Here is a 26,781-nt window from a genome sequence, read left to right as displayed (position 1 = left end):
AAAGGGAATACCTGCATCCGTCTAAACTGACCGAACCCGAGCGTTATTCACAAAGAAAAAGCGGATAAAAATGATAGACTTAACAAGATGTACAAAGTTTCCCTGTATTTTATTCGATTTTTTTTTGCTTTTGGTCTTGCCAATACTGTACAAAAACCAGTATAATCTATACTGTAAGGCTATGCTTCATGCGTAGCCAGCCAATTTCTGAAGAAGAGGAAGCCGGGCGCGCGTCCGGTTCTTCTTGCGCAAAATATTAGAGAGGTGAAAGAAATGGCGTATTCGTTCCGTGGCGGCATACACCCGGGTACTCACGCAGACCCGGGCTATAAATCCGCGACAAACACCAAGCCGATCGAGAAGCTGGCATTGCCCGATGAGGTAATCCTGCCGGTTTCCATGCACATCGGCGCACCGGCAAAGCCGATCGTTTCGGTTGGCGACACCGTGGACCTGGGACAGCCTATCGCGGAAGCCGGCGGCTTTGTCAGCGCTCCTGTCCATGCTACCGTTTCCGGTAAGGTAAAGGCAATCGAGCCTCGCCTGCATCCGAACGGCAGCAAGGTTCTGTCCATCGTAATTGAAAATGATGGCGAGGACCGCAAGCACGAGTCCGTGCATCCCTACGACTTCGCTTCCATGAGCAATGAGGAGCGTATCGAGTGCATCCGTTCTGCCGGTATCGTCGGCCATGGCGGTGCAACCTTCCCGACCCATGTCAAGATCCAGTCCGGTATCGGCAAGTGCGACACGGTCATCATCAACGCTGCAGAGTGTGAGCCGTACATCACGTCCGACCATCGCCTGCTGCTCGAGCGTCCGGAAGAGACCATCGGCGGCCTGAAGATGCTGGCCGACATCATGGGCGTACAGACCGCAATCATTGCAATCGAGGAAAACAAGAAGGATACCTTCGCCAAGATCGAGGAGCTGATCGCGGACGATTCCCGCCTCAAGCTGTATCCGCTGACCTGCAAGTACCCGCAGGGCGCTGAGAAGCAGCTGATCAATGCCTGCACCGGCCGTGAAGTTCCGTCCGGCAAGCTGCCGGCAGACGCCGGCTGCGCGGTATTCAACGTAGATACCGCAGGTGCGGTTTACCGCCGCTTCACCACCGGCATGCCGGTGATCCGCCGTATCGTTACCATCTCCGGTTCCGCTGTTGCTGAGCCGAAGAACCTCGAAGCACGCATCGGCACCCCGATCGAAAAGCTGATCGATGCCTGCGGCGGCTTCAAGGAAGCTCCGAACAAGCTCCTTGCCGGCGGCCCGATGATGGGCAACGCCCAGTTCTCTCTGGATGCCCCGGTTGTCAAGGGCACCAACGCATTCCTCGCCTTTGCAGGCAATGAGGATAAGCGCGTTAAGGATCCCCAGTGTATCCGCTGCGGCAAGTGCATCAACGCCTGCCCGATGCACCTCCTGCCGATCTACATGAATGTATACGGCAAGCAGGAGGATCTGGACAACGCCGTTGACTGCGGCATGATGGACTGCATCGAGTGCGGCTCCTGCGCTTATGTCTGCCCGGCTCGTATCCCGCTGGTTGCACAGTTCCGTCTGACCAAGGGCAAGATCCAGGCTAAGCGTGCTGCAGAGCGCGCCAAGGCTGAGGCTGAGAAGAAAAAGGCCGAGGCGGAGGCTGCTGCAAAGGCAGAGGCTGAAAAGTCCGCAGAGAACAAGTAAGGAGGAAAACGAAAATGGCTTATGATCTTAGCAAAGTAGTCGTAACCTCCTCGCCGCATATCAAGGCGGATGATGACACCCGGAGCCTTATGCTCGATGTGCTCATCGCACTTGTTCCGGCACTGGCGGTTGCAGTTTACACCTTCGGCGCTCGTGCGCTGATCCATGTTGTTATTGCAATGGTGGCAAGCCTTGTGTTTGAGACCATTTACAACAAAATCGTTCATCACCCGAACACCGTAGGCGACCTGTCCTGCCTGGTTACGGGCGTACTTATCGCATTCAACATTCCGGTTGCAGCTCCGCTGTGGCTGAGCGCTTTCGGTGCTCTGTTCGGCATCATCGTTGTTAAGATGCTGTTCGGCGGTATCGGCAAGAACTTTATGAACCCGGCACTCGGTGCCCGTGCGTTCATGATGGCATCCTGGGCCGGTTTCATGACCACCTGGACTGCTCCGCATGCAAACCTGCCGCTGTTCGGCAACGTAACCGTTACCGATGCGATTTCCACCGCAACTCCGCTGGCTACCCTCAAGACCGGTGCTGTACCGGCTGACACCGGCCTGCTGGAGATGCTGCTCGGCCAGACCGGCGGCGTTATCGGTGAGACCTCCGCGCTGGCTCTGCTGGCAGGCGGCGTTTACCTGCTGTGGCGCAAGGTTATCACCATCAACATTCCGGCAGCTTACATCCTTACTGTTGCTGTCATCACCTTCCTGTTCCCGCTGTCCGGCGATGTTTCCCGCGTACAGTGGATGCTCAGCCAGGTACTGTCCGGCGGCCTGATGCTCGGCGCGATCTTCATGGCTACCGACTACGTTACCAGCCCGGTTACCCCGAAGGGCCAGATTATCTTCGGCATTGGCTGCGGTCTGCTGACGGTATTCATCCGCTACTTCGGCGGTCTGCCGGAGGGCGTATCCTACTCCATCCTGATCATGAACACGCTGGTTTGGGCAATCGACAAGAAGACCCATCCGCGCAAGTTCGGCTATCAGCTTGACAAGGCTAAGAAGGAGGCGCAGTAAATCATGGATAACAGCAAAAAGGAAGGCGGCATCGTACAGCTTGTCGTCGTACTGGGCCTCATCACGTTCATCTGTGCACTGCTGCTGGGCGTTATCAACGGTGTAACCGCGGATAAGATCACCCAGAACGGTATCGAAACCCGCAACGCAGCAATGGCAGAGATCATCCCGGACGCTGATTTCGAGGATCTCGACACCGCACTGTCCGCTGAGGACGTTGCAGCCGCTGGCGTAACCCTGCCGGCAGGCCGTACCGCTGCTCAGATCGACGGCGTTTACAAGGCAACCAAGGACGGCGAAGAGATCGGCTACTGCGTACAGGTAGAGCCGAAGGGCTTCGGCGGCAACCTGACGATGATCGTCGGCATCAACGCGGACGGCACCGTTGCAGGCGCAAAGGTAACCTCTCACGCTGAGACCCCGGGCCTCGGTGCGAAGAGCCAGGCAGACCCGAACTGGATCACCCAGTTTGCAGGTCAGACTGCTGACGGTCAGCTCAAGGTGACCAAGGACGGCGGCACGATCAATGCGATCACCGGCGCTACCATCACCTCCCGTGCTGTAACCGACGGCGTTAATACTGCGGCAGCATATGTCGCTACTCTGGGTTAAGGAGGAAAAGCCAAATGAAATTTTCTGAACAGCTGAAATCGGGCGTTATCCTCGATAACCCGGTTTTCATGCAGACGATCGGTCTTTGCCCGACGCTGGCAACCACTACTTCTCTGCAGAATGCGATTGGCATGGGCGCGGCGGCTACCGTCGTTCTCATCTGCTCCAATATCGTTATTTCCGCGATGCGCAGAATTATCCCGGATAAGATCCGCATCGCAGCATTTATCACGATCATCGCAACCTTCGTAACCATGATCGACCTGTCCATGCAGGCATTCCTGCCGTCGCTGGCATCGTCCCTTGGTCTGTTCCTGCCGCTGATCGTAGTAAACTGCATCATCCTCGGCCGTGCCGAGGCGTATGCTTCCAAGAACAAGGTTCTGCCGTCCGCACTCGACGGTGTTGTAATGGGTCTGGGCTTCACCTTCGCTCTGGTACTCATGGGCTTCTTCCGTGAGCTGCTCGGCGCAGGCACCATCCTGTCCGGTTACGTTAACGGCGTTAACGGCATCGCAGTTCCGTTCTTCAACTCCAACCCGATGGTCATGATGATCCTGCCGGCCGGCGGCTTCCTCATGATGGGCTTCATCCTGGCTGCGATCCAGAAGATCATGGCTCGAAAGGAGGACAAGTAAGTGTTTAATTTACCTGCCTCTATGGGTTTGACCGATATCCTGTCGCTCGCAATCGCGGCAATCCTGGTCAACAACTACATTCTCGTTCAGTTCCTCGGCTGCTGCTCGTTCTTCGGCGTATCCAAGAAGACCGACACCGCGCTCGGCATGGGCATGGCGGTTATCTTCGTTATGGCGATCGCTTCCGCAGCATCCTGGGCTGTACAGTACTTCATTCTCGAACCCCTGGGTCTGGGCTACATGCAGACCATCGCGTTCATTCTCGTAATTGCAACGCTGGTTCAGTTCGTCGAGATGTTCATGAAGAAGGCTATGCCGTCGCTGTACTCTGCGCTCGGTATCTTCCTGCCGCTGATCACCACCAACTGTGCGGTGCTCGGTGCTGCTAAGACCAACATTTCCAACAGCTATTCTTTCATCGGCTCTCTGGTATACGGCGTTGCAGCCGGTGTCGGCTACACGCTGGCAATCGTGCTGTTCGCTTCCATCCGTGAGCGTCTGGACGCTACTTCCAAGTGCCCGAAGTGCTTTGAAGGCTTCCCGATCTCGCTGGTTGCAGCAGCGCTGCTGGCTATGTCCTTCATGGGCTTCTCCGGCCTGTCGATTTGGTAAGGGAGGACACAAGAAATGGATATGCAAAATGTTATTTACGCGGTAGCGGTACTGTTCATCATGGGTATCGTTTTCGCAATCCTGCTCGGCGTTGCCGCTAAGGTTTTCGCTGTAGAGGTTGACGAGCGCATCCCGCTGGTACGCGAGTGCCTGCCGGGCGCTAACTGCGGCGGCTGCGGTTTTCCGGGCTGTGATGGTCTGGCTGCTGCAATCGTAGAGGGCCGTGCGCCGGTAAACGGCTGCCCGGTCGGCGGTGCTGCTGCGGCTGAGAAGGTCGCAAAGGTACTCGGCGTTGAGGTTGCTGCCGGCGACCGTCAGGTTGCACACGTTTACTGCAACGGCGGCTGCAACGCAAAGGACAAGGCAAACTACGAGGGTCTGCAGGACTGCAACGCTGCAATGCGTGTAGCAAGCGGCCCGAAGGCTTGCTCCTTTGGCTGCATGGGCCTCGGCTCCTGCGTAAAGGCCTGTGCGTTTGACGCAATCCACATTGTGGACGGCGTTGCAAAGGTTGATACCGACAAGTGTGTTGCCTGCGGCAAGTGTGTTTCCACCTGCCCGAAGAAGATCATTAACCTGGTATCCGAGGTCAAGAAGGTTCACGTTAACTGCGTGAACAAGGACAAGGGCCCGGAGGTTATGAAGGTTTGCTCCAACGGCTGTATCGGCTGTAAGATGTGCGAGAAGACCTGTAAGTTCGATGCAATTCACGTAGTAGACGGCGTTGCCAAGATCGACTACGACAAGTGCAAGAACTGCAAGATGTGCACCAAGGTTTGCCCGAAGGGCTGCATCGAGCCGGTTCCGACCGAGGAAGAGAAGGCCAAGTTCAAGGAAATGCAGGCTAAGCAGGCTGCTGCTGCCAAGGCTAAGGCTGAGGCTGCAAAGCAGGCCGCTGAAGCAAAGGCTGCTGAGGACAAGTAATGACCGATCATCTGCACCCTGTGCTGGATGACGCTGCGATCGCCCGCATGACGAGTCTTGCACTCGCCCATGTGGGCGACGCTGTTTATGAGATACTCGTGCGCACGCATCTGGCGTGCGGCGGCACTCAGACCGCGAAAAACCTGCACAGCCGTACGATCCAGCTCGTTCGTGCGTCCGCGCAGGCGGAAGCGGTAAAGCGCATTCAGCCTATGCTCGATGAAGACGAGCAGACCGTTCTGCGTCACGGACGCAACGCAAAGCCGAAATCCGTGCCGAAGTCGGCCTCCGTGGCAGAGTATGCCTACGCGACCGCACTCGAGGCGCTGTTCGGCTGGCTGTACCTCAAGGGACGCTATGAGCGTATCAATGAGCTGTTTGAGGTTATCTGTCAAGGGTTTGACGCGAAATGAGCAAAGAGAACCGCGGAAGCGGTTCTCTGAGGCTGTCGAAAAACTATCGTTTTCCGAGCAGCCTCTCGCTCGAAACCACGCTTTCTAGCGAAACCGAAGAAAAACCGCGCCCTGCGGGCACATTTTTTCTTCCCTTGTATAAATTCCGAGATACACAAGGTGAATTGCCGCATAGCGGCAAGAGAGGGTGGTCTGGACCATGCTCCCGGAATTTATGAATTTGCAAAGCAAATTCGATTGAATGCGTGCTGCCGCACGAAGCATAAAAATCGAATATTGCTTTTTCGACAAGCTGAGAGAACCGCGGAAGCGGTTCTCTTTTTGTTTGCAGTAATTGAGAATGGAAAATAGAGAATTGACCAGATGGTTTTCATTCTCCATTTTTGCATTTTACGGGTGTTTTCTCGTTAGAAAAGGTGCGCCGAGTCGGCGCACCCTACGGTATAACATTTATCATCAGATGAAATTCGCAGGTGCTGTCTGTAGCTGCCAGGCCAATGAGTTGCGCGACACGGGTATCCCCCAGGGGACCTTCTCTTGCCTTTCGGGCAATTCACCTCGTGTCGCGCCTGCGGAGAGTAAACCGCCTGTGTAGCAGTAAGCTATCTGTGAGCCGCGAATATTTCACGAAAGATACGCAAGAGTAACCCGACTGCCGTTCTCCTTCTCGAAGCGGTCGCCGGTCTCCGGTCTGCGCCAGATTAGGAATAAAGGAAGCGGGATTCACAAGGGTGGAAACCTTGGTGTCCATCCTTGTGCCCCAGCGGGCAGCGTCCCCAGCGGGCAGCGAAATTTGTGATGTTTCTGTGTTTTCGCTTGTGCCTGTTCCGAAATAGTGTTATACTGATAGCGTTCGTAAAATACAGAAAAGGGAGCATAGTAATATGAGCAAGTTAGTGCAGCGCATCGTTGCGCTGGTCGTTATGCTGGCTGTCGTTATGAGCGCAACCGCATACGGCGCATCCACCTTTGTGGTGGATTATCAGGAGCTGAAAAGCGATGCACCGGTCGTTATGACGGTCAACGGCGAGGAAATCCACGCAGATGAGTATGCAAGCTATATGATGAGCCAGATCATCAATTATCAGCAGATGTACGCTATGTACGGTCTCTCTGAGAAGAATATGGCATCTACATTCGGCGATGCCGCAAAGGAGTCCGCAAAGCAGCAGGTCGCTCTGATCCATATCGTTAAGCAGAAGATGGATGAGCTGGGCCTGTCCCTGTCGTACAGCCAGAAGAAGAACATTGTTACGGCAAACAAGCAGAATGCGGAGCAGCTCGGCGGCGAGGACGCTTATCTGCAGCGCCTGGCTTCGATCGGCTTTGACATGGACAACTACAATAACTACCAGTATGTCAGCGCATGCGCACAGGTGCTGAAGGATTACTACTTCGGCGAGAACGGCGTAAGTGTTCCGAGCGATGACGAGCTGCAGAAGTATTTTGATGACAACTACATCACTGCAAAGCACATCCTCATTCTGACTAAGAATCCGTCCACCGGCGAGACCACTCGCACAGATGAGGAAGCAAAGAAGGAAGCACAGGCTGTTCTGGATCGTCTGAACAACGGCGAGGACTTTGACGCGCTGCTGACCGAGAAGAACGAGGATGCAGGCGAAGCACAGTATGCCAAGGGCTATACCTTCACCGAGGGTCAGATGGTAGACGAGTTCTACAACGCTGCCAAGGCTCTGCAGGAAGGTGAAGTTTCCGGCCTGGTCAAGAGCCAGTACGGCTACCATATCATCAAGCGCTGTGAGCTGAATCAGGATGAGTTCGAGAACATGCGCGACGCGATCATCGCAGCGGTTGCTTCCGAAAAGGGCACTGCCGGCTCGATCGACGAGATGATGCAGCAGTGGATCGACGAGGCTGACATTCAGACCACCGATGCTTACGATGAGATCACCTATGATAACACTAAGGACTATCTGCCGGCTGACGTGCAGACTGTTCTGAACAGCGATACATCGGATGATGACGGTAATGCGCAGACTGAGGACGCGCAGAGCGAAGACCAGTCCGCAACCGACAGCCAGTCCTCGACGGACGAGGCGCAGACGGCTACTACCGAGTCTGCTCAGTAAAACCGCAAAAACAGAAAGGACGCTCAAGGAGCGTCCTTTTTTCATGTCTGCGTGAGGTTTAGAACCCAAACGCCGCATAATCCTCTGGCGTAAAGCGGTGATAGACGGCATCACCGTCATCATCCAGCTTGATGCAGTAGCGGTAGCTGTCCGGTGTGCCGTCCTCGAAGTACACGAGGTAGTCAAACTCCTCGTTGCCCTCGAGCTTCTCACAGTGTACCTTGTCGGAAAACTGATGGAACACCGCAAGAATATCGTCAAAGCTGACCGTCAGACCGCGCATTACCTGTAGAAATGCACGCAGAAACGCGGGTTCCGGCAGCTGTTCATGCACATACTGTGTGCCTTCCGCGGAAATGTGGAAGCAGAAGCGCTTGGCATCGCGGGTGACTTCGATTGCGCCGAGCGTGCCGGCGGTGTGCGCGGAAAGGGAAGCGAGCGCATGCTCGGTGCTGTCCGCGTCCTCCTCCGGTGTGCCGAGCAGACGCGCCACGGATTCCGTGGGATAATATAGCGTGATCGGGTGGTGGTCGTAGCCAATCTTGATCTGTGCCTCCTGAATGACATCGGTCAGGCTCTTTTCCAGTCGTTTATAATTCACAGAGTTCATAGAGAACACCTCGATAGTTTTTGATTCGATACGATTATAGCATACGATAAGAGAACGCGCAATATCCCGTCAAATGCCGGAAAAGTGTCGAATACGCTCGAATATGCTTGCATATTTTCGGAAAATTCGATATAATATAAATCTGCGACGCTTATCCGAACAAAATGGGGGTAAGCGCCTTCTCTTGTCCGAAAGAGAAGAAAAGTGAGGAAGGAATCGGATACATGGAAGTATTTGTTGCATTAATGAACAAAATCGACAGCTGGATCTGGGGGCTGCCCATGCTGGTGCTGCTGTGCGGTACGCATATTTTTATGACGTTCCGCACGGGCTTCATCCAGCGCAAAACCTTCACCGGCATCCGCCTGTCGGTGACAAAGGACCCGGATTCGCCGGGTGACGTCAGTCAGTTTCAGGCGCTGACGACCGCACTCGCATCGACCATCGGCACGGGCAACATCATCGGTGTCGGCACGGCCATCTATCTCGGCGGACCGGGTGCTGTGCTGTGGTGCTGGCTGACCGGCGTGTTCGGCATTGCCACCAAGTACGCGGAGAGCCTGATCGCGGTCAAGTACCGCGTGCAGACCGCGGATGGCCGCATGATGGGCGGTGCGATGTACGCGCTTGAGCGCGGCCTCAAGTGGAAGAAGTTCGGCAAGGTGATGGCGGTGCTGTTTGCGCTGTTCGCCATGCTCGCCTCATTCGGCATCGGCTGCGGCACGCAGATCAACGCGATTGCCGAGGTGCTGGAGACTAACCTTCCCATCAGCCTGCCGCGTATCGCAATCGGCATTGTTTTCGGCATTATCACCGCGATTATCATTATTGGCGGCATTGAATCCATTGCAGTTGTGTGCGAAAAACTGGTGCCGCTGATGGCGCTGTTCTATGTGGTCGGCTGCATCGTTATTCTGTGCGCCAACTACGATTTTCTGCTGCCGGCTCTCAAGGCTATTTTCGTGCTGGCGTTCAAGCCGGGCGCCGTGACCGGCGGACTGGTCGGCGGCGGTATCCGTCTGGCGCTGCAGTACGGCGTGGCACGCGGACTGTTCTCGAATGAGTCCGGCATGGGTTCTGCACCGCTGGTTGCTAGCGCGGCACAGACGCGCAATCCGGTGCGGCAGGCGCTCGTTTCTGCGACCGGCACCTTCTGGACGACGGTTGTCGTGTGCCTGATGACCGGTCTGGTGCTCGTCTCCTCGATGATGAAAAATCCGGCGGTCAGCGTGGAAAACATGGCAAACGGCGGTCAGATGACCACGGCGGCATTCGCACAGATTCCGTATATCGGTCCGCTGATTTTGATGGTCAGCATCGTTACGTTCGCGTACTCCACCATCCTCGGATGGTCGTACTACGGCGAGCGTGCCGCTGAGTATCTGCTCGGCAAAAAGGCAATTCTGCCGTATAAGGTGCTGTTTATCGCGGTCGTTGTGTGCGCACCCGTGCTTGCGCTCGACCTTGTGTGGACCATTGCGGACGTACTCAATGCCTTCATGGCCATCCCGAACCTGATCGCTGTGCTGCTGCTCTCCGGCGTGATCGCGGCAGAGACAAAGCATTATCTGAAGCATCTGGATGAAAAGGATGAGTCCGAGATTCCGGTTGTCGATCGGTAAGTCATTGAAAATGGAGAATGAACGTGGCGGGTTCATTCTCCATTTCGTCATTTTGCAGGACAGATTGTGTATGGTTTGCAGAGGTTATATCGTAGGGACGCACAGTGTGCGCCCAAGACTCGTGTGATTCAACGTTGCCTGGGCGAGCAATGCTCGCCCCTACGGATACACAATGTGCAGATGGGGCATACGGCGGGCTACCCTCAGCCCGCCGGTTCAAACGATAGGCACGCGGTTTATACCTATGTCTGGTATAGCCGCTCTTGCACAAAGGTACAAAAAGAGGTATACTAACTTTATCTGGACTATTCCACTGGAAGGAGCATCACCGATGCGAGATGGATTTATCAAAATTGCCGCGGCAACGCCTGATCTGCACGCTGCGGACTGCGCATATAATACCTCTGAGATCGTAAAGCTGGCCAAGGAGGCCGCTGTCAAAGGCGCGAAGCTCATCACGTTCCCTGAGCTGTGCCTGACCGGCTATACCTGCGGCGACCTGTTTTTGCAGGAGACCCTGCTCGAAGGTGCACTGGATGCGTTGAGCACGGTCTGCCGCGAGACCGCAGAGCTTGCGGCTGTCATCGTAGTCGGTCTGCCGCTGCGCGTGCGCGGCAAGCTGTACAACGTGGCCGCTGTCGTCAATGCCGGTGACGTGCTGGCGTTCGTGCCGAAAACCCATCTTCCGAACTACTCCGAGTTCTACGAGCAGCGCCATTTCGTATCGGCAGATGCGTTGGGTTCGATCGAGAGCGTAACGCTTACTGATACAGCCGGTGAGCCGCGCTATGTACCGATTGTGACCGACAGCATTTTTCAGTGCGACGAGCAGCCGCTGTTCACCTTCGGCGTGGAAATCTGCGAGGATCTGTGGGTGCCGAATCCGCCGTCTACCACGCTGGCGCAGATGGGCGCGCACATTATCGTCAACCTGTCCGCATCGGATGAGATCATCGGCAAGGCGGGATATCGCCGCGACCTTGTTCGTCAGCAGTCCGGACGACTGCTGTGCGCGTACCTGTATGCGGACGCCGGCTTCGGTGAGTCCACGCAGGACCTTGTTTTCGCGGGTCACGACCTCATCGCGGAGAACGGTGCGCTGCTGTCCGAGAGCAAAATGTTCTCGCAGGGCATCATTTACGCGGATATCGACCTCCAGCGTCTGGCGCACGAGCGTCAGCGCATGAACACATTCGAGTCTATCGAGGGCAGCGTGTTCTCGTTCTCGCTCGAGCCGGTGGAGAACGACCTTGCCGACCGCACGTTCCCGCGCACGCCGTTCGTTCCGGCGAACAAGGCGCTCCGCGATGAACGCTGCGAGGAGATCCTGACGCTGCAGGCGACCGGCCTTGCCACCCGTCTGCGCCATACGCACGCGAAAACGGCGGTTGTTGGTCTGTCCGGCGGACTGGATTCCACGCTCGCGCTTATCGTGCTCGTACACGCATTCGATATGCTGGAGCTCGACCGCAAGGGCATTCTGGCTGTCACCATGCCGTGCTTCGGCACAACTGCCCGTACCAAGGGCAACGCAGAAAAGCTGGCGGAAGCCTACGGCGTTACACTCAAGACCGTGGACATCAAGGCGGCGGTCGATCAGCATTTCATGGACATCGGTCAGTCCAAGGACGATCTTTCCGTTACCTTTGAAAACGGTCAGGCGCGCATGCGCACGCTGGTGCTGATGAACCTCGCCAACAAGAACGGCGGCATGGTTGTCGGTACGGGCGACCTGTCCGAGCTGGCGCTCGGCTGGGCGACCTACAACGGCGACCATATGAGTATGTACGGCGTGAACGGCTCTATCCCGAAAACGCTGGTGCGCTACCTTGTTGCCTATGAGGCAGACCGCACGCTCGGCGAGCTGTCCGATGTGCTGCAGGATGTGCTCGATACCCCGGTATCGCCCGAGCTGCTGCCGCCTAAGGACGGCGAAATCAGCCAGAAGACCGAGGATCTGGTCGGCCCGTACGAGCTGCACGACTTTTTCCTGTATTACATGCTGCGTTTCGGCTATCCGCCGCGCAAGATCTTCCGTGCCGCACACAAGACCTTCGAGGGCGTGTATGACGACGCGACCATCAAGAAGTGGCTGACGACCTTTATGCGCCGTTTCTTTACGCAGCAGTTCAAGCGCTCCTGCCTGCCGGACGGCCCGAAGGTCGGCACCGTAACGCTTTCGCCGCGCGGCGACTGGCGTATGCCGTCGGATGCAGTGTCCGCGCTGTGGCTCAGGGAAGCGGAGAGCCTATAACAGAATTTTTGACATAGGGCGGGTACTCCCGCCCTATGATATTCCAATACAAAGGAGAATCTCCTTTTGAAGAATTTAATTCGCGGCATAGCGGTACTGCTGACAGCGGTATTTCTGTGCTTCAACATCTATTATGAGTTAGCACCCGGAATCACCGTTGCACCCGAGCAGAAATTCATGTTTGCAGCGATTTTTGCGGTGCTTTTGCGTGCTGCGCTGTTCTGCGGCGTGCCGGACAATACGCGTCCGACACGGCGGCGGCTGTACATGCTGGTGCTGTTTCTGTACTACATATGGGTGCTGCTGAATGTGCTGTTTTTCGATAACGCATTCGGCCGCGGATTTGGTCATACCTCGCTCGATATGGTAAATCTGGAGCCGCTCCGCACGGTGAAAAATTACCTGTTAGCCTACGGATACGACAATATCTCACTGCGGCTTGTGGTGCTCAATCTGGCAGGCAACCTGATTGCGTTTGCGCCGATGGGCGTATTTCTGCCCGCACTGTTCCGCTGGCAGAGAAGCATTTTCTTTTTCACGGCATCGCTCACGCTGAGCATTACGGCGGTGGAGGTGCTGCAGGTGTACACCGGAACGGGCTCGTGCGATGTGGATGATCTTATCCTCAATCTGGCGGGTGCACTGCTCGTTTTTATCGTGTGCAGAGTGACACCGCTGTGGCACCGGATTTGCAGCGTTAATCCAAGACCGAAGAAATAATGAAATGACAACCGGCTGCAAAGGCAGTCGGTTTTTCATTGACAAACCCTGTCTGCCGTTATAAACTTTAACTGAATAAAAAACAAAAGACAGGGGGAACCCATTCATGTTTGATACCGTACTCATCGCCGGTCTGGGCCTGATGGGCGGCTCGATGGCGAAAACCATCAAGGCGCGCACGCTCAGCCGCGTTTTGGGCTGGAACCGCACGCGTGCAACCGCGGAGCAGGCACTGGCTGACGGCTCGATTGACGCGATTGCGACCGAAGCGCTGTATAAGGAGGCTGACCTTGTTATCATCGGTCTGTATCCGCAGGCAACGGTAGACTGGCTGCTCGAGAACATGCCGAAGATGAAAAAGGGCTGCGTGATCGTTGATATGGTCGGCGTCAAGCAGTTTATGGTCGATCATCTGGAACAGGCCGCGCTTGACGCCGGTGTGCACTACGTCGGCGGTCACCCGATGGCGGGCCGTGAGTTCTCCGGTCTGGATTATTCGCTGCCGACCCTGTTTGACGGTGCGAGCATGATCTTTGTGCCGACCAAGAGCAGCACCGAGCGTGTGCTTGAGCAGCTGGAAGCGTACTTCATGTCGCTTGGCTTCGGTCAGACCGTGCGCTGTACCGCGCAGCAGCACGATCACATGATCGCGTTTACCTCGCAGCTGGCGCATGTGGTTTCCTCGGCGTACATCAAAAGTCCGGAGGCGGACAAGCACAACGGCTATTCGGCGGGCAGCTACAAGGATCTGACGCGTGTTGCCAAGCTGAATGAGACCATGTGGAGCGAGCTGTTCTTGTGCAACGCAGAGCCGCTCGCGCAGGAGATTGACGAGGTCATCAAGCACCTTGACGAATACCGCAAGGCTATCCGTGCAGGAGACCGCGAGGAACTGACCATTCTGCTGAGAGACGGACGCGAGCGCAAGGAAAGACTGGGTTAATCAGAAATTCGAAACGATACGAAAAGGGACAATGCCTGTGTGCGTTGTTCCTTTCCTTTTGCGCGGATTCGGGAAATTGTTAAGGAAACAGGTCGCAGAACGTAAATTTTTGCGCATACCTCCAAAATCCTGCGTCTGCCCGCGCAATCCATTTACATAGGAATTTGTTTTTGTTATAATTTATTTGCATGAAATCAGAAAGTGTTTTGCTAAGGGGAATGAATGGCACGGCACTTTACAGGACAACACAAAGGAGTGTGGGTATGCAAGAGAAAATTTCTATGGACGCAGCGCACGATTTTGAGGCAAAAATGCCTTTGTCGCGCAAGATTCCGCTGGGACTGCAGCACGTTTTTGCGATGTTCGTCGGCAACCTGACGCCGCTGCTCATCATCATGGGTGCGTGCGGCATTGCAGGCGGCGAGTTCGCGGACCTGCAGGTAAGCGTTCTGCAGAACGCGATGTTCGTGGCCGGCGTGGTAACGCTGGTGCAGCTGTTTTCCATCGGCCCGATCGGCGGCAAGGTGCCGATCATCATGGGTACAAGCTCGGGCTTTATCGGCGTGTTCAACAGCGTTGCGGCTACCATGGGCGGCGGTGTGATTGCGTATGGCGCGATTATGGGTGCGTCCATTCTCGGCGGCCTGTTTGAGACGGTACTTGGCTTTTTCCTCAAGCCGCTGCGCAAGTTCTTCCCGGCGGTCGTTACCGGCACGGTCGTGCTGAGTATCGGTCTGTCGCTGATCTCGGTCGGCATCAATTCCTTCGGCGGCGGCAACTCCGCGAAGGATTTCGGCTCGATGGAAAATCTGCTGCTGGCGCTGTTCGTGCTGGTGGTTATTCTGGTCGTCAAGCACGGCTGCAAGGGCTTCCTTGGCTCGTCCGCGATCTTTGTCGGCATTATTGCAGGCTACATTGCGGCAATCATCATGGGTTTTGTTCTGCCGACCACCGCAGTTGATGCGGACGGTGTAGAATTCACCAAGGCATGGGTACTCAACTGGGACAAGGTAGCACAGGCCGGCTGGTTTGCCATCCCGAAGCTGATGCCGGTAAAGCCGGTGTTTGATCTGCGCGCCATCCTGCCGGTGCTGGTTATGTTTATTGTTACCGCAGTCGAGACCGTCGGCGATATTTCGGGCGTTATGGAAGGCGGCATGGGCCGTGAGGCAACCGACAAGGAGCTGTCCGGCGGCGTAGCCTGCGACGGTATCGGTTCGTCGTTTGCGGCGCTGTTCGGCGTACTGCCGAATACCTCGTTCAGCCAGAACGTAGGCCTTGTTACCATGACCAAGGTTGTCAACCGAGGCGCACTGGCCGTCGGCGCGATCTTCCTCATTCTGTGCGGTCTGATTCCGAAGCTGGGCGCGATCGTGTCCATTATGCCGCAGTCCGTGCTCGGCGGTGCGGCTGTTATGATGTTCTCGTCCATCGTGATCAGCGGTATCCAGCTGATCACCAAGGAGGAGATGACGCCGCGCAACCTGACCATCGTGTCGGTTGCTCTGGGTGTCGGCTATGGCATGGGTGCCAATATGACCATTCTGGCACAGGCGCCGCAGGCGGTTCAGCTGATTTTCGGCGGTTCCGGTATTGTACCGGCAGCGTTTGTTGCGATTCTGCTGAATATCGTGCTCCCGAAGGATAAGAAAACCGAAGCATAATGCAAAACCCCGGAAAGAAGTTCTTTCCGGGGTTTGAGACTGTCGAAAAACTAACGTTTTCCGAGCAGTCTCTCGCTCGAAACCACGCTTTCGAGCGAATTCCGAAGAAAAACCGCGCCCTGACGGGCACATTTTTTCTTCCCTTGTATAAATTCCGAGATACATGCTCCCGGAATTTATGAATTTGCTTCGCAAATTCTATTTTATGCGTGCTGCCGCACGAAGCGTAAATATTAAAATAATACTTTTTTGACAGACTGAAACCCCGGAAAGAAGCTCTTTCCGGGGTTTTTAACTGCAAATGGAGAATTGAGGATGGAAAATGATCGTAACGGTCAACCATTCGCCATTCCGATTGAGAGAGGCGTAAAATGATACTGTAGGGTGCGACGACCTCGGCGCATACTATGCCCCCTGCGGTTTAGGTTGATGAATAGAATTTGTCTGTAAGAAAGATCTTTCGCAATTTTTCCAGCATTTCCGGCGTATCCGCGTCCATCAATTCAGCCGGATGCTTTGCGGGAAACAGCGCAACCTGTTCCGCATGCCGTTTGACAACTACGCCGCCGCCCTTGCCTTCGGGAAGAGAACGCAATTCCTCAAAATAATCCGCGCCGAACAGCACGGGACTGCCCGGCGTACCGCTTTGCGGTTCGCACAGGCGAAAAATCCGTGATCGTTTCCTCGGTTCCGCGCAGAATGCCGCAGCCATACCGCAGAGCGTTTTCCTCGTCAGCAGCGGCTGATCGCCCGGCAGAAACATGCAGCCGGACATGGACGGAAACCGCGGCAGCAGGTACTCCAGTCCCAACCGCACGGTGTCGCTGCGAAAGGGAAGGGCATGATGCAGGACAGGAATGCCGCATTTTTCACACAATGCCTGCACCTCGGTCGAGCGGGTAACGACCACGCGGTGCAGCCCCTCTGTCACGGCAAACGCACGGCAGAGCAGTGGTTTTCGGTCAAATTCGGCGAGCAGCTTGTTGGAGCCAAACCGTTTTGCCAGTCCGGATGCCATGATCACACATCCGATTTCACTTTTCGTCGGGGAAAAACTGCGGGTAGAGCTGTTTTCCTGCCTGTTTGCAGGCGTCACGATACTGCTCATAGCGATAGAGAAACTCCTTTGCTTCATCGGTAAGTACGCTGCCGCCGCCGCCTTTGCCGCCGATTTTGCGCTCGGTGAGCGCAAACCCAAGCACCTGTTCGGCGTGGCGGACGAGTCCGAGCGCCTTGGTGTATGCCATCTGCATGGATTGCGCGGCGGCGCGAAGCGACCCGGTCTGCTCGATGGCATGCAGCAGGCGGCACGGTCCCTCACCGAAAAAGCGTTCGCCGTTCTCATCGAACAGCATCACGCGGATATTTGGCTGCATGGCGGCTCCTTTCCCACAACTTTTTCTTTTCCGTTGTATTTTGATATTCACAACGGCATTATAGCAGATTTTGTGGTAAAATAAAAGTAGTATACTGAAAAGATAACACATTCCCCTGAAAGAGAGAGGATATAACGTATGTTGACGATACGGGAATACAAAAAAGCCGAGTCACTCGAGGAAGCGTATACGCTCAACCAGAAAAAGTCCAACCGCGTGATCGGCGGCATGATCTGGCTCAAAATGGAGACGCTGAATGTCGGCACGGCAATCGACCTGTCCGGTCTGGGACTGGACACTATCGAGGAGACCGACACTGAGTTCCGGATCGGTGCGATGGCCTCGCTGCGCGCGCTGGAGCTGCACGAAGGACTGGCAGCCTACACGAACGGTGCGATGCGCGAGTCTGTGCGCCATATTGTCGGCGTGCAGCTGCGCAATCTTGCGACGGTCGGCGGCAGCCTGTACAGCCGATTCGGCTTTTCTGATGTGCTGACCATGTTCCTTGTGCTGGATGCACAGGTAGAGCTGTACAAGGGCGGCATTGTGCCGCTTTCCGAGTACGCCGAAAGACCCAAGGACCGCGATATTCTGGTGCGCGTGATCGTTCCCAAGCGAAAGGCGAAGTTCAATTACCAGTCTGTGCGCATCAGCCAGACCGATATTCCGGTGCTGACCTGTGCGTCCGTCAAGGACGAAAACGGCTACCGGTTCGCCATCGGTGCCCGTCCGGCACGCGCACAGATTTATGCACAGCCTGTGGATAGAACGGCAGAGCAGATGGCGGAAGCCGTTCGGGCGGAAATCAAGACCGGCAGCAGTCTGCGCGGCAGTGCGGAATATCGCAGACACCTCGCGGGTGTGCTGGTGCGCCGTGCGGCACAGGCGCTCGATGCAGAGTAAGGGGGAACGGATATGCTGATCACAATGACATTGAATGGAAAGAAAGTAGCAGACGATGTGGCGGCGGACACGCTGCTCATCGACTTTGTGCGGGGGCATGGCTGCCTGAGCGTCAAGCGCGGCTGTGAGACTGCGAACTGCGGTCTGTGCACCGTATTTATGGACGAAAAGCCGGTGCTGTCCTGCTCGGTGCTGGCAGCGCGTGCAAGCGGACATACGATCACGACCTTGGAGGGCTTGCAGGGCGAAGCCGCCGAATTCGGCGCGTTCATCGCGGATCAGGGTGCGGAGCAGTGCGGCTTCTGCAATCCCGGCTTTATGATGAACGCCATAGCGCTGTTCCGCGAAAAGCAGGACCCGACCGACGAGGAGATCAAGGAATATCTGGCGGGCAACCTGTGCCGCTGCTCGGGGTATGAGGGACAGCTGCGCGGTATCCGCGCATATCTCGACTGGAAAAAGCAGAGAGAGGAGGACGCACAGTGAAGGTAGTCAATCAGCCGCTCCGTAAAAAGGATGCAATGCAGCTTGTGACCGGTCAGCCGGTGTATGTGGACGATGTAACGCCGCGCGACTGCCTGTGCGTCAAGCTGCTGCGCTCGCCGCACGCGAACGCCATCGTCAAGTCTATCAACAAGACCGCCGCGATGAAAGTCCCCGGCATGGAGGCCATCTTCACATGGGAGGACGTAGACCAGGACGGCCGCCGCTATACGCAGGCCGGTCAGACCTATCCGGAGGCCAGCCCGTATGACCGCCTTGTTATCGACCGTCATGTGCGCTTTGTCGGTGATGTGGTTGCCATCCTTGCCGGTGCGGACGAAAAATGCGTGGATAAGGCAATGAAGCTGGTCAAGGTGGAGTACGAGGTGCTCGAGCCGGTGCTCGATTTCCACACGGCAAAGGACAATCCGGTGCTCGTGCATCCGGAGGACAACTGGGAGAGCCTTGCGCCGGTCGGCGCGGACAACAGGCGCAACCTGTGCGCGCATGACGAGTGCGGCAACGGCGATATTGATGCGGTCCTCGCGGACTGCGATGTTGTTATCGACCGCGTGTACCACACGCAGGCATGCCAGCAGGCGATGATGGAAACCTTCCGCACCTACTGCGAGATCGACACCTATGGCCGCCTGCATATCATCAGCTCAACGCAGATCGTGTTCCATACCCGCCGTATTGTGGCGAACGCACTGCATATTCCGAAAAGCAAGGTGCGCGTCACCAAGCCGCGTATCGGCGGCGGCTTCGGCGCCAAGCAGACCGCAGTCAGCGCGGTGTATCCGGCGTTTGTCACCTGGATGACAAAGAAGCCGTCCAAGATCATCTTCAGCCGCGTGGAGAGTCAGATTGCCTCCTCGCCGCGTCACGAGATGGAAATGCACGTCCGCCTGGGCGCAAACAAGGACGGCATCGTGCGCGGCATCGACCTGCACACGCTGTCCAACACCGGCGCGTATGGTGAACACGGCCCGACAACGGTTGGTCTGTCCGGTCATAAGTCGATTCCGCTGTATGGCAAGGCCGAGGCGTTCCGCTTTACGAGTGACGTTGTGTACACCAATCACATGTCGGCGGGCGCGTACCGCGGCTATGGCGCGACGCAGGGCCTGTTCGCGGTGGAGAGCGCGGTGAACGAGCTGGCGAACATTCTCGGCATGGACCCGTTCAAAATCCGAGAGATGAATATTACGCACGAGGGCGAGATCATGCCCGCGTACTACGGCCAGCTGAACACAAGCTGTGCGCTCGACCGCTGTCTGGCGCGCGTGCACGACATGATCGACTGGGATAACAAGTATCCGTGCCGGGATATGGGAAACGGCAAGATTCGTGCGGTCGGCATGGGTATGGCAATGCAGGGCTCGGGCATTACGAGCATGGACGTCGGCAGTGCGACGCTCAAGGTCAACGATGAGGGCTTCTACACGCTGCTCATCGGCGCGGCGGATATGGGCACAGGCTGCGATACCACGCTCGCACAGATTGCGGCAGAGGTGCTTGAGTGTCCGCTTGACAACATCACCACGCTGAGTGCGGACACCGACTGGTCGCCGTATGATTCCGGCTCGTATGCATCGAGCACGACCTACGTCACCGGCAAGGCGACAGAGAAGTGTGCGCTTGAGCTGCGCGGCAAAATCTGTGCGCTCGGCGCAAAGCTGCTCGGCTGCGATAAGACGCAGGTCAGCTTTGACGGAAAGGAAGTCCGCGTGGAGGAAGGCGAAAATGCAGGCAAGACCATTAACCTGAGTGATATTGCGACGGCTTCCATGAACGGCAACAGCATCGAGCTGCAGGCGACGGTTACGCATTCGTCCGAGATTTCGCCTCCGCCGTATATGGTCGGTGCGGCTGAAATCGAGGTGGATACCGAAACCGGCGAGGTGACCCTGCTGGATTACGCTGCGGCAGTGGACTGCGGTACACCCATCAACCCGAACCTGACGCGCGTGCAGGCCGAGGGCGGCATTGCGCAGGGCATCGGCATGACGCTGACCGAGAGCGTCACCTATGATGACCGCGGCTATCCGATGGAGAATTCGCTTTTCCAGTATAAGATTCCCGCACGCGTGGATATCGGCAAGATCCGCGTGGAGTTCGAGAACAGCTACGAGGGCGAAGGCCCGTTCGGTGCGAAATCCATCGGCGAGGTTGTTATCAACACACCGCTGCCGGCGATTTCGGATGCAATCCGAAATGCCGTAGGCAAGCGGTTCTATGAGCTTCCCATCACGCCGGAAAAGATTGCGATGGCAGCGATGGAGCAAAAGTAAGTGCAAAAAAGAACGTATCCGATTGGATACGTTCTTTTTTGCTGTAAAGTTGGGGACAGCGTGGAGGGCTGAGAGTGAAGAGTGGAGATTATCCGATGGTTTGCCTTGGATGTGAACCCATCGGTTACAATATCTTCACTCTTTTTCTCACGTTAAGATATCAACCCACAAATCATTATAGTACTGGTTGATTTCCGTCGGCAGATTGGTATACGCCTCAGTCGGATACTGCGTAATATCCGGGAAATACAGCGGGTCGCTGGTGATTTCCTCGTCCAGTTCGTTATAGACCTCGGTCTGCGGACTGGAATAGCCGATATACTCCCAGTTTGCCATCGCCGCCTCGGTCGAGCACATGAAGTTGATGAACTTTTCCGCGCCCGAAACGTTCTTCGCGTTCTTCGGGATACACATGGCATCTACAAACAGGTTGGTGCCTTCCTTCGGAACGTAGAATGCGAGGTCGGGATTTTCGTCTATCATCGTGACGGCATCGCCATTATAGTACGGTGCGGCCACAATTTCCTCACTCGGCAGCTTTTCGAGAATCTGGTCCATCCAGATGCCCTGATACACCGGCTTCCCGGCGATAATGAGGTCGGCTGCCTGCCGAAGCTCAGCCTTATCGGTGGTGTTGAGCGAATAGCCGAGGTACATCAGCGCAATGCCGAGCGCATCACGCGAGTTGTTGAACATCGCGGTGCGGTTTGTGTACTTGGGATTCCACAGCAAATCCCACGAGCCAATATCCGCTTTATCAACGTACTTGGTGTTGTACACGATGCCGACCACGCCCCAGGTGTAGGGCACGGAATACTTCTGCTCCGGATCGAAGTCTAGATGGGTGTATTTCTCATCGATCAGCTTCATATTCGGAATATGGTCGTAGTTGAGCGGCTGAAGCATATCCTCGTCGATAAAGCGCGAAATCGCGTAGTCGGACGGGATAATGACATCGTAGCTCGTGGTCTGGATGCGCGAATACAGGTTTTCATTGGAATCAAAGGTGTTGTAAATGACCTTGATGCCGGTTTCCTCCTCGAACTGGTCGATGAGGTCGGTGTCGATGTACTCGCCCCAGTTATACACGTTGAGCACCTCCGCCGAGGATGCATTGCCGCAGCCGGAGAGCAGTCCGGCGCACATCGCGCCGCACAGCAGCAGGGAAAGCATGCGTTTTTTCACGGCTGCATCGCTCCTTTCCGGCGGGCGGCTTCGCGGCGTTTCTCGTCGCGGGACTGGCGCATATTGATGACGATAAGCAGCACCAGCACGATCAAAAACAGAATGGTCGAGATGGCGTTGATCTTCGGCGTCATGCGGTGGCGGGTCATGGAGTAGATAACGACTGACAGCGGCTGACTGGTCGTGCCGGCGGTAAAGTAGGAGACCACAAAATCGTCGATTGACATGGTGAACGCCATGATAGCGCCCGTGACGATGCCCGGCATAATCTCCGGCAGGATGACCTTGCGGAGCGCCTGATGCGGTGTAGCGCCGAGGTCGAGCGCGGCCTCATAGGCGTTTTTATCCAGCTGGCGCAGCTTGGGCATGACGTTGAGCACGACATACGGCGTGCAGAACGTAACGTGCGCGAGGATAAGGGTCAGGTAGCCCTTGTCCAGACCGATGGCGGCGAACAGCAGCATGAACGTTACGCCCATGATGGTATCCGACGAGGACATCGGGATGTTGTTGACGGTCAGGTAAGCCGCCTTGGCTCTGCGGCCCATGTTGTGAATGCCGATGGCGGCGATCGTGCCGAGCACGGTTGCAATCGCGGCAGCAGCAACAGCCACGAGCAGCGTGACATACAGTGAATGGAGAATATCCGCATCGCGGAACAGCTCGACATACCAGCGGGTGGTAAAGCCGTTCCACAGGCGGCGCGACTTGGAATCGTTGAACGAAAAGATCATCAGCACAACGATAGGCGCGTACAGGAACAGGAAGATCAGCAGCAGATAGAAGTTCTTGAAAAACTTTTTCACAGCAGCAGACCTCCTTCCTCGGAGGAGCCGTCATCGAACTTGTTCATGATCCACATGCAGATGAAGATGAGGATGATCATCACGAGTGCGATGGCCGAGCCGAGATGCGGGTTGTACGCACCGCCCATGAATTGCAGGTCGATAAGGTCACCGACGAGAAGATTCTTGCCGCTGCCGAGCATCTGCGAAATAACGAAGGTGGAGACAGACGGCACAAATACCATTGTAATGCCGGAAATCACACCGGGAATGCTCAGCGGGAAGATGACGCGGCGGAATACCAGATGGGTCGGCGCGCCGAGGTCCTGCGCGGCTTCGATCAGCTTGCGGTCGAGCTTGATGAGAACGGTATAGATGGGCAGCACCATGAACGGCAGAAAGTTGTACACCATGCCGAGCACGATAGCGCCCTGCGTGTTGATAAGCGGGATATAATCCAGCGAATAGCCGAAATGGCTCTGCAGGAAGGATATTAAGCCAATGGAACGGAAAAACTGGTTGATGAAGCCGTTGTTTTCTAGAATGGACATCCATGCGTAGGTGCGGAGCAGAAAGTTTATCCACATCGGCAGCATAATCAGCATCATGCACAGACTCTGCTTGCTGGCGGACAGGCGGCTCATCAGATACGCCATCGGGTAGCCGAGCACGAGGCACACCACCGTTGAGAGAAACGCCAGCCAGAACGACCGTCCGAAAATCGGCAGGTAGCCGGGCAGATAGCTGAAATTATGCAGGGTAAAGCCGCCGTCCGCATTGTGGAATGCGTAGACCACGACCATCAGAATCGGTGCAAGGATAAATACGGCGAGCCATACGCCGTAGGGATAGGCAAAGGACTTTTTCACGCTTCCGCCTCCGCACTCTTGTGCATGATGTGGATGTCAAACGGAATGACGGACAGACCGACCGTCTTGCCGACCGACTCCGCCATGGTGGAATGCACCATAAAGGTGAAATACTGGGTACGCACCATCATTTCATAGTGCACGCCCTTGAATACGATGGACTCAACAACGCCCTGCAGCAGACCGTCACCGGCGTAAACGATTTTAAGATCCTCCGGACGGATAACGACATCGACCGGCGTATTCCGGCCGAAGCCCTTGTCCACGCACTCGAACGTGCGGCCGCAGAACTCGACCTTGCAGTCCTCGAGCATCACGCCCGGGATGATGTTGGATTCTCCGATGAAATCCGCAACAAAGGCGTTGACCGGCTCGTTGTAGATATCGGTCGGGCTGCCGACCTGCTGGATAACGCCGTGGTTCATGACAACCACGCGGTCACTCATCGTCAGCGCCTCTTCCTGGTCGTGGGTGACGTAGATAAAGGTGATGCCGGTACGCTGCTGAATGCGCTTCAGCTCGATCTGCATGTCCTTGCGCAGCTTGAGGTCGAGCGCGCCGAGCGGCTCGTCGAGCAGCAGCACACGCGGTTCGCACACCAGCGCACGCGCGATGGCGACACGCTGCTGCTGGCCGCCGGAAAGGCTGGTCACATCGCGGTTCTCAAAGCCGCGCAGGCCGACCAGCTCGAGCATTTCGGTGGTCTTGCGCTTGATATCTGCGCGGTCCAGCTTTTTGATGTGCAGGCCGAACGCGATATTTTCCGCTACGTTCAGGTGCGGGAACAGCGCATAGCGCTGGAATACGGTGTTGATCTCGCGCTGATACGGCGGAACATCGTTCAGGCGCTTGCCGTCGAAGAATACATCGCCGGAATCCGGCTGCTCAAAGCCGCCGATGATGCGCAGTGTGGTCGTTTTGCCGCAGCCGGACGGACCGAGCAGGGTCACAAACTCGCGGCGCTTGATGGACAGCGAAATGCCGCGCAGCACAGGCGTTCCGTCAAATTCTTTTTTCAGGTTTTGCAGATCAACCAGATTTTGATTCAATCCTCATCACTCTCCCCAAACAGGTAGCAGCCCCAAACCGAGCGGGTCAGGCTCGGTTTGGGGTCGCGCTATATATTGTAGCAAATAAATTTTTATCATATAATAGTATAGGGAAATGCCATAAAAGTCAAGGTGATACGCAGATTCGGCTCGCACAAAAGCAGGGAAATTCGAGGGGAGGATGTTTGATTTGGAGGATTTGCCAGCTTTGTTATATAAAGCGTACAAGCGTGAATGGTTTATTTTGTACACTTCGTAAATAGATGATGTTAAATATGCACAAAAAGATAATGCTTCGATTAGTAAAGATTCATAAAATATAGCTCTTGTAACAGAGGCGGTTATCGTGTATTATAATACCTGTGATCAGGAAATGATCCAAACACAAAAACGCAATTTAGTCATTAACTTTTAAGGAGTTGTATATATCATGATGAAGGGTTTCTTTAATGGTCTGGTAAGCGCACGCATGATGGAGCTGGATAACAGCCGTTCTTTCGCTAAGGCTCGCAAGGCAGAGCGCACTGCTAAGTAAGCGGTAATCAAACCGAATTTATAAAGGCTTCCCGGAACAGATGGCCGGGAAGCCTTTTTCTTTGTGTGACAGGATTGTGTTGGCTTTTACCGATAGAATGTGGTACACTTAAAAACATACGGTATTCAGGGGTAAAGGGGATAGGACGTTGCAGTTTATCAAACGGTTTCGGGTAGGTCAGCGCGCCATCAAGACTGCGGTATCGGTCGGTCTGGCGCTTGCACTGGCGATGGTGCTGGGTTCCAGCCTGCCTATTTTTGCAGCCATCGGTGCAATCTCGGTGATGAGCCGTACCTGGGTGGATTCGCTCAAGGAGAGCCTCAATCAGATAGCGGGTACATTTCTCGGCTATCTGATCGCATGTGTGTTTGTTACCGTGCTGCCCAATCCAACGTTTTTCGTGTGGATGGCGCTCGGCGTTCTGTGTGTGATTTCGCTGTGTATCGGTCTCAAGCTGAATTTTGCGATTCCGCTGGCGAGCATCGTGTTTGCGGATGTGTGCCTGTATACCGGCGGAGATTCAATCGTGTATGGCTTCCACCGCTTCACGGATACGCTGGTCGGTCTGGTGGTGGCGCTGCTCGTCAATGTGGTGATTCGGCCGTATAACAACCGCCAGAAGATCATCAATACGATGGATGAGATTCAGAAAATGTTTCTGCCGCTGCTGCAGTCGCGTGTGCTCGAGCATCGTTATCCGGATCTGACGCCGCTGACTGAGAAAATGACCTCGCTTGCGTCCGAGCTGCGTATTTTCGAGAAGCAGCCGGTGGCGCTGTGGCAGCATGCAGTCCGCGTGGCGGCCCGACGGCAGGAGGCGGCTTATCTGCGCGGCTGTGAGCAGCTGCTTGCTAAAATGTGCGGTGAGCTGGCGGCGCTGTGCAATATGGACTCCAATCCGGCACCGGGTGAGAAAAGCATAGAGCGGCTGACCGCGCACGGCCTTACCGCACCGGAAAACCTTAAGGATTACTGCCGGTGCTCGCCGGTGGATGCACAGGTTATGGATTTTCATATCGGCAATCTGCTCGATGCGTATGATTTTCTGACTGCGTTTCATCATGTGTAAAAATATACCGCAGGTGCACGAACTGTTAAAATCGTGCACGCTGCGGTGTTTTTATAGTCATACAGCGCATAGACAAAATACGCCTTAATCTGCTATACTGTTGTTTAAGGATATATACACGCTGTTTTTGTATGGCGGTCAGCCCTTTCTTTCCCCGCGGTCTGCGGTGGAAAGGAGGTGGGCGCAGATGAAGAAGAAAGCACTTCAGCTTTTTATTTGTGCGGTCATTGTACTGTACATTTTCTTCGTAAAAGCGCGATGACCGCTCGGCTGGTCCCCGAACGGTCATTAGCATAAAACTTTTGATTCGATAAGGGGCTGACTGCATAGACAGCGTCCCTGTATATCCATAGTATACCGCGGAAAGCGCTGTTCGTCAAGATGGTGCTCTCTGCGGTGTATTTAATTTTGCGG

The 26,781-nt window shown here is 55.5% G+C and carries 24 protein-coding genes; 17 read left to right on the top strand and 7 right to left on the bottom strand.

All coding sequences use genetic code 11. The features are described 5' to 3' along the window. Positions 1-273 precede the first annotated feature (273 nt). The 8 genes from rsxC (at position 274) to PGS25_RS04835 (ending at position 8,006) form a co-directional block, all read left to right on the top strand. On the top strand, positions 274-1,686 hold the full coding sequence (gene rsxC / locus PGS25_RS04870) for an electron transport complex subunit RsxC (protein WP_270417860.1): 1,413 nt from the start codon (positions 274-276) through the stop codon (positions 1,684-1,686). A gap of 14 nt (positions 1,687-1,700) precedes the next feature. Next, positions 1,701-2,714 (top strand): RnfABCDGE type electron transport complex subunit D, encoded by a 1,014-nt coding sequence (locus tag PGS25_RS04865; protein ID WP_270417859.1) that lies wholly within the window; start codon positions 1,701-1,703, stop codon positions 2,712-2,714. Positions 2,715-2,717: 3 nt separating this feature from the next. Further along, entirely contained in the window at positions 2,718-3,326 is a 609-nt protein-coding gene (locus PGS25_RS04860; RefSeq protein ID WP_118360072.1) for an RnfABCDGE type electron transport complex subunit G, read from the top strand. Between the two features lie 14 nt (positions 3,327-3,340). Continuing rightward, positions 3,341-3,964, top strand: coding sequence for an electron transport complex subunit RsxE (gene rsxE / locus PGS25_RS04855; RefSeq protein WP_118477953.1), 624 nt, complete (start codon positions 3,341-3,343; stop codon positions 3,962-3,964). Between the two features lie 21 nt (positions 3,965-3,985). Beyond that, complete coding sequence (gene rsxA / locus PGS25_RS04850) at positions 3,986-4,576, top strand: electron transport complex subunit RsxA (protein ID WP_110435485.1); 591 nt, start codon at positions 3,986-3,988, stop codon at positions 4,574-4,576. Positions 4,577-4,597: 21 nt separating this feature from the next. Next, a complete protein-coding gene (locus PGS25_RS04845) occupies positions 4,598-5,500 on the top strand; it encodes an RnfABCDGE type electron transport complex subunit B (protein WP_199667369.1) in 903 nt (300 codons plus the stop codon). Continuing rightward, positions 5,500-5,913: a Mini-ribonuclease 3 gene (locus PGS25_RS04840; protein WP_110435483.1), complete on the top strand. Its 414-nt coding sequence runs from the start codon at positions 5,500-5,502 to the stop codon at positions 5,911-5,913. The genes PGS25_RS04845 and PGS25_RS04840 overlap by 1 nt, the downstream gene beginning before the upstream one ends. An 884-nt stretch (positions 5,914-6,797) precedes the next feature. Further along, a complete protein-coding gene (locus PGS25_RS04835) occupies positions 6,798-8,006 on the top strand; it encodes a peptidylprolyl isomerase (RefSeq protein ID WP_270417858.1) in 1,209 nt (402 codons plus the stop codon). A 58-nt stretch (positions 8,007-8,064) separates the two neighbouring features. On the opposite strand, the gene PGS25_RS04830 is transcribed toward PGS25_RS04835, so the two are convergent. Further along, entirely contained in the window at positions 8,065-8,616 is a 552-nt protein-coding gene (locus PGS25_RS04830) for a DUF3877 family protein (RefSeq protein ID WP_270417857.1), read from the bottom strand. 224 nt (positions 8,617-8,840) lie between these two features. On the opposite strand from PGS25_RS04830, the gene PGS25_RS04825 reads away from it, so the two are divergent. From PGS25_RS04825 to PGS25_RS04805, 5 genes are all read left to right on the top strand, one after another. Next, the gene (locus tag PGS25_RS04825) at positions 8,841-10,238 is read left to right on the top strand and encodes an alanine/glycine:cation symporter family protein (RefSeq protein ID WP_270417856.1); all 1,398 of its coding nucleotides are present in this window, start codon (positions 8,841-8,843) and stop codon (positions 10,236-10,238) included. Positions 10,239-10,569: 331 nt separating this feature from the next. Then, positions 10,570-12,492 carry an NAD(+) synthase gene (locus PGS25_RS04820; protein ID WP_270417855.1) on the top strand — a complete coding sequence of 641 codons (1,923 nt, stop codon included), beginning with the start codon at positions 10,570-10,572 and terminating at the stop codon, positions 12,490-12,492. A 66-nt stretch (positions 12,493-12,558) separates the two neighbouring features. After that, positions 12,559-13,212, top strand: a complete 654-nt coding sequence (locus tag PGS25_RS04815) for a VanZ family protein (protein ID WP_270417854.1) — start codon at positions 12,559-12,561, stop codon at positions 13,210-13,212. Between the two features lie 106 nt (positions 13,213-13,318). Beyond that, positions 13,319-14,155: a prephenate dehydrogenase gene (locus PGS25_RS04810; RefSeq protein ID WP_110435477.1), complete on the top strand. Its 837-nt coding sequence runs from the start codon at positions 13,319-13,321 to the stop codon at positions 14,153-14,155. Between the two features lie 263 nt (positions 14,156-14,418). Next, on the top strand, positions 14,419-15,819 hold the full coding sequence (locus PGS25_RS04805; RefSeq protein WP_118284591.1) for a uracil-xanthine permease family protein: 1,401 nt from the start codon (positions 14,419-14,421) through the stop codon (positions 15,817-15,819). A gap of 421 nt (positions 15,820-16,240) precedes the next feature. Here the strand turns inward: PGS25_RS04805 and PGS25_RS04800 are convergent, their stop codons facing one another. Both PGS25_RS04800 and PGS25_RS04795 read right to left on the bottom strand, forming a co-directional pair. Further along, the gene (locus tag PGS25_RS04800) at positions 16,241-16,927 is read right to left on the bottom strand and encodes a nucleotidyltransferase family protein (protein ID WP_270417853.1); all 687 of its coding nucleotides are present in this window, start codon (positions 16,925-16,927) and stop codon (positions 16,241-16,243) included. Then, positions 16,854-17,195, bottom strand: coding sequence for a winged helix-turn-helix domain-containing protein (locus tag PGS25_RS04795; RefSeq protein WP_118360065.1), 342 nt, complete (start codon positions 17,193-17,195; stop codon positions 16,854-16,856). Before PGS25_RS04795 ends, PGS25_RS04800 begins: the two co-directional genes overlap by 74 nt. Before the next feature lie 138 nt (positions 17,196-17,333). Here PGS25_RS04795 and PGS25_RS04790 point away from each other — a divergent pair, with 138 nt between their 5' ends. Genes PGS25_RS04790 through PGS25_RS04780 form a run of 3 tightly spaced genes read left to right on the top strand, consistent with a single transcriptional unit; the run spans position 17,334 to position 20,875 of the window. Beyond that, positions 17,334-18,098: an FAD binding domain-containing protein gene (locus PGS25_RS04790; RefSeq protein ID WP_270417852.1), complete on the top strand. Its 765-nt coding sequence runs from the start codon at positions 17,334-17,336 to the stop codon at positions 18,096-18,098. A gap of 12 nt (positions 18,099-18,110) precedes the next feature. Continuing rightward, the gene (locus PGS25_RS04785; protein WP_118360063.1) at positions 18,111-18,584 is read left to right on the top strand and encodes a (2Fe-2S)-binding protein; all 474 of its coding nucleotides are present in this window, start codon (positions 18,111-18,113) and stop codon (positions 18,582-18,584) included. Continuing rightward, complete coding sequence (locus PGS25_RS04780) at positions 18,581-20,875, top strand: xanthine dehydrogenase family protein molybdopterin-binding subunit (protein ID WP_270417851.1); 2,295 nt, start codon at positions 18,581-18,583, stop codon at positions 20,873-20,875. The genes PGS25_RS04785 and PGS25_RS04780 overlap by 4 nt, the downstream gene beginning before the upstream one ends. 147 nt (positions 20,876-21,022) lie before the next feature. Here the strand turns inward: PGS25_RS04780 and PGS25_RS04775 are convergent, their stop codons facing one another. Genes PGS25_RS04775 through potA form a run of 4 tightly spaced genes read right to left on the bottom strand, consistent with a single transcriptional unit; the run spans position 21,023 to position 24,763 of the window. Then, positions 21,023-22,060 carry an ABC transporter substrate-binding protein gene (locus PGS25_RS04775; RefSeq protein ID WP_270417850.1) on the bottom strand — a complete coding sequence of 346 codons (1,038 nt, stop codon included), beginning with the start codon at positions 22,058-22,060 and terminating at the stop codon, positions 21,023-21,025. Further along, positions 22,057-22,866 (bottom strand): ABC transporter permease, encoded by an 810-nt coding sequence (locus tag PGS25_RS04770; protein WP_270417849.1) that lies wholly within the window; start codon positions 22,864-22,866, stop codon positions 22,057-22,059. Before PGS25_RS04770 ends, PGS25_RS04775 begins: the two co-directional genes overlap by 4 nt. Beyond that, entirely contained in the window at positions 22,863-23,714 is an 852-nt protein-coding gene (locus tag PGS25_RS04765; protein ID WP_243022597.1) for an ABC transporter permease, read from the bottom strand. The genes PGS25_RS04770 and PGS25_RS04765 overlap by 4 nt, the downstream gene beginning before the upstream one ends. After that, entirely contained in the window at positions 23,711-24,763 is a 1,053-nt protein-coding gene (gene potA, locus PGS25_RS04760; protein ID WP_270417848.1) for a spermidine/putrescine ABC transporter ATP-binding protein, read from the bottom strand. Before potA ends, PGS25_RS04765 begins: the two co-directional genes overlap by 4 nt. Positions 24,764-25,446: 683 nt before the next feature. On the opposite strand from potA, the gene PGS25_RS04755 reads away from it, so the two are divergent. Then, positions 25,447-26,367 carry an FUSC family protein gene (locus PGS25_RS04755; protein ID WP_118760760.1) on the top strand — a complete coding sequence of 307 codons (921 nt, stop codon included), beginning with the start codon at positions 25,447-25,449 and terminating at the stop codon, positions 26,365-26,367. Positions 26,368-26,781 lie beyond the last annotated feature (414 nt).

The sequence above is a fragment of the Butyricicoccus sp. AM78-15b2TA genome (genome assembly GCF_027665985.1).
GTDB lineage: Bacteria > Bacillota > Clostridia > Oscillospirales > Butyricicoccaceae > Agathobaculum > Agathobaculum butyriciproducens.
The sequence above is the reverse complement of the archived record's forward strand: the minus strand, read 5'-3'. Positions and strand labels throughout refer to the sequence as shown.